Origin of the sequence: Trebonia sp. (genome assembly GCF_049794275.1) — a bacterium.
Classification (GTDB): domain Bacteria; phylum Actinomycetota; class Actinomycetes; order Streptosporangiales; family Streptosporangiaceae; genus Trebonia.
In genome coordinates this window covers 1-2,967 of record NZ_JBARCR010000949.1, presented here as the reverse complement: position 1 = coordinate 2,967, position 2,967 = coordinate 1, and the positions used below count along the sequence as shown (strand labels likewise).

Genomic DNA, 2,967 nt, shown 5'->3' with positions numbered 1-2,967 from the left:
AGGCCGGCGGCTACTCGCTCGGCATGCGGCAGCGGCTCGGCATCGCCGCCGCGCTGCTGGGCGACCCGCCGGTGCTGATGATGGACGAGCCGTTCAACGGCATGGACCCGGAGGGCATCGCCTGGATGCGGTCGTTCCTCCGCCAGCTCGCCGCCGAAGGCCGCGCCGTGCTCGTCTCCAGCCACCTGATGAGCGAGCTCCAGGACACCGCCGACCACCTGGTCGTCGTCGGCCGCGGCCGGGTCATCGCGGACAAGAGCGTCGCGGACCTGATCGCGGCGGCGTCGGGGGACCGGGTGCGGTTGCGCACGGCCGCCCCCGCCGAGGCGATGACCGTGCTGGCGCATGCCGGGGGAACTGTCGCGGCGGTGGCGGCTGACCTGCTGACCGTCTCCGGTCTTTCCTCCGAACGGATCGTGACCGCTCTCACCGCCAGCCATGTCCCGTTCAGCGAGGTGAGCGCCCACCGGGCGTCGCTTGAGGAGGCGTACATGGAGCTGACGCGGGATTCGGTTGAGTTCCACGCGGGGGCGAGCTCATGAGCGTCATGACTCCCTACCGGTCCGGGCTGAGCGCCGGCCGGGACGGCTTCGCGCAGCTGCTGCACGCGGAGTGGACGAAGTTCCACACGGTGCGCGGCTGGATCATCGGGCTGGTCATCGGGCTCGTGGCGATGGCGGGCCTCGGGCTGTTCACCGCCGGGAGCGCCAGCAGCTCCTGCCAGGCCAGCGGCGGCCCCGTCCGTTCCGGAGCGGCCTGCGGGCTCGGGTTCGCGCTCGGCCCGGCCGGCCAACCGGTATCCGACAGCTTCTATTTCGTGCGCCAGCCGCTCACGGAGAACGGGACGATCACCGTCCGGCTCACGTCGATGACGGGCCTGCTGCCGCCTTCCACGCCCCCCGCCAACCAGTCGTCCAATGCTCCGCTGGACACGCGGCCCGGCGTCGAGCCGTGGGCCAAGGCCGGGATCATCATCAAGAGCAGCCTCACCGACGGCTCCCCGTACGCGGCGATGATGGTCGCCGCCGATCATGGGGTGCGGATGCAGTGGAACTACACCGGGGACACCCCCGGCTTGCCTGGCGCCGTCGGGCCGGAGAACCCGCGCTGGCTTCGGCTCACCAGGTCCGGGGACGTGATCACGGGCTACGACTCGGCGGACGGCACGCACTGGACCGAGGTCGGCGCGGTCACGTTGTCCGGGCTGCCGCGGGTGGTGCAGGCGGGGCTGTTCGCCGCCTCTCCCGTTGACCTGCAATCGCAGTACTGCTCCGGCTACTGCAACGGCCCCGGCGGCCCCACCCAGGCCACCGGAGTGTTCGATCATGTGAGCGCGCCTAGCCGGGTCTGGACCGGCGGGTACGTGGGAGCGGCGTACGCGTCGGGGGTCGGCAGCTACCACCCGGCTGGCGGCGGGTTGAGCGTGACCGGGTCCGGTGACATCGCGCCGATCCCCGTGGGGCACGGTGGCGGGGCCGATCCCGCGATCACCGTCAGCGAGTACCTCCTCGGCACGTTCGCCGGGCTGATCGCCCTCGGGGTGGTGGCCGCGCTGTTCATCACCGCGGAGTACCGGCGTTCGCTGATCCGCGTGACGTTCGCCGCGAGCCCGCGACGTGGCCGGGTACTGGCGGCGAAGGCGGTCGTGGTCGCCGCGGTGTCGTTCGTCGTGGGAGCGGTCGCCGCCGCGTTCGCGGTGCTGGTCGGCACGGCGATCACGCACGCCCGCGGCTACTATGCCGCCCCTGTGTCCACGGCGACCGAGGTGAAGGTGATCATTGGCACGGGGCTGTTCGCGGCCGTGGCCGCGGCCGGCGCCCTCGCGGTCGGCGCCATCACGCGGCGCGGGGCGGCTGCGGTCACGATCGTCATCGTGGCGCTCGCGGTGCCGGTTTTCCTGGCCATCTCCAGGGCCGTGCCGGGCGGTGCCGGGGACTGGCTGCTGCGGGTCACGCCGGCCGCGGGCATCTCCCTCCAGCAGGCGTATCCGCAGTACCAGCAGGTTGCCAGCACTGTCTATTCGCCGCTGAACGGGTATTACCCGCTGTCGTGGTGGGCGGGCTTGCTGGTGCTGTGCGCCTGGGCGGCGGTAGCGCTGGGCGTGGCGGCGTACCTGCTGCGCCGGAGGGACGCGTGACCGAGGCGGTCGTCTCGACCCGGGATGCCTGGGGCGCGTGGGGCGCGTGGGCCGGCCTGCCGGACGCGCTGCACGCCGAGTGGACCAAACTGCGCACGCTGGCGAGCACCTGGTGGCTGCTGCTGGCAGCGGCCGCGCTCACCGTGGCGGTGGGCGCGGCCGTGGCCGCGACGTACCAGTGTTCCGGCGGCCCGGCGGCGTGCGCTCCGGCGGTGACGGGCGCCGACCCGGCCAAGATCAGCCTCACCGGCGTCTATCTCGGCCAGGTGATCGTCGCCCTGCTGGCGGTGCTCGCGGTCGGCGGCGAGTACGGGACCGGCATGATCCGCGTGACCCTCGCCGCGACGCCGCGGCGGCTGACCATGCTGGCCGCCAAGATGGCCGTCGTGACCGGCTGGACGCTCGCGGCGTCGGTAGTCGCCGTGGCCGGCTCGCTGCTGGCCGGGTGGCTGATCCTGCCCGGCCGGGGACTGTCCGCGGCGAACGGCTACGTCGTGCCGTCGCTGGCCAACGGCGCCGACCAGCGGGCGTTCGGCGGCTCGGTGCTCTACCTGGTCCTGATCGCCCTGCTCGCGCTCGGCGTCACCACCGCGGTCCGCGACTCCGCGGTCGCGATCGGCCTGGTCCTCGGCCTGCTGTACCTGTTCCCCATCGTCAGCGCCGTGATCCCGAGCCACACCTGGTCCCGCCACCTGGAACAGATCGCCCCGATGACCGCAGGCCTCTATATCGAGGCCACCGTGGGATTGGCGGCGCTCCCGCTCACCCCGTGGCAGGGCCTCGGCGTCCTGGCGCTGTGGGCCGTCGGCGCGCTGCTCCTCGGCGCCGCC

Annotated in this window: 3 protein-coding genes; all 3 read left to right on the top strand. The window is 73.0% G+C overall.

Going from position 1 to position 2,967, the window contains the following annotated elements; translation table 11 throughout:
* Window positions 1-542 (top strand): AAA family ATPase (locus WA805_RS24345; RefSeq protein WP_425243493.1); only part of this gene is annotated, 542 nt, incomplete at its 5' end.
* Window positions 539-2,137: an ABC transporter permease subunit gene (locus WA805_RS24340; RefSeq protein WP_425243492.1), complete on the top strand. Its 1,599-nt coding sequence runs from the start codon at window positions 539-541 to the stop codon at window positions 2,135-2,137. The genes WA805_RS24345 and WA805_RS24340, both read left to right, overlap by 4 nt.
* The coding region (locus WA805_RS24335) for an ABC transporter permease (RefSeq protein WP_425243491.1) at window positions 2,134-2,967 on the top strand (834 nt) is incomplete at its 3' end. The genes WA805_RS24340 and WA805_RS24335, both read left to right, overlap by 4 nt.

Bases quoted from the DNA above. Each gene is read 5' to 3' on its own strand.
- WA805_RS24340 (WP_425243492.1), top strand. From the start codon at position 539: ATGAGCGTCATGACTCCCTACCGGTCCGGGCTGAGCGCCGGCCGGGAC.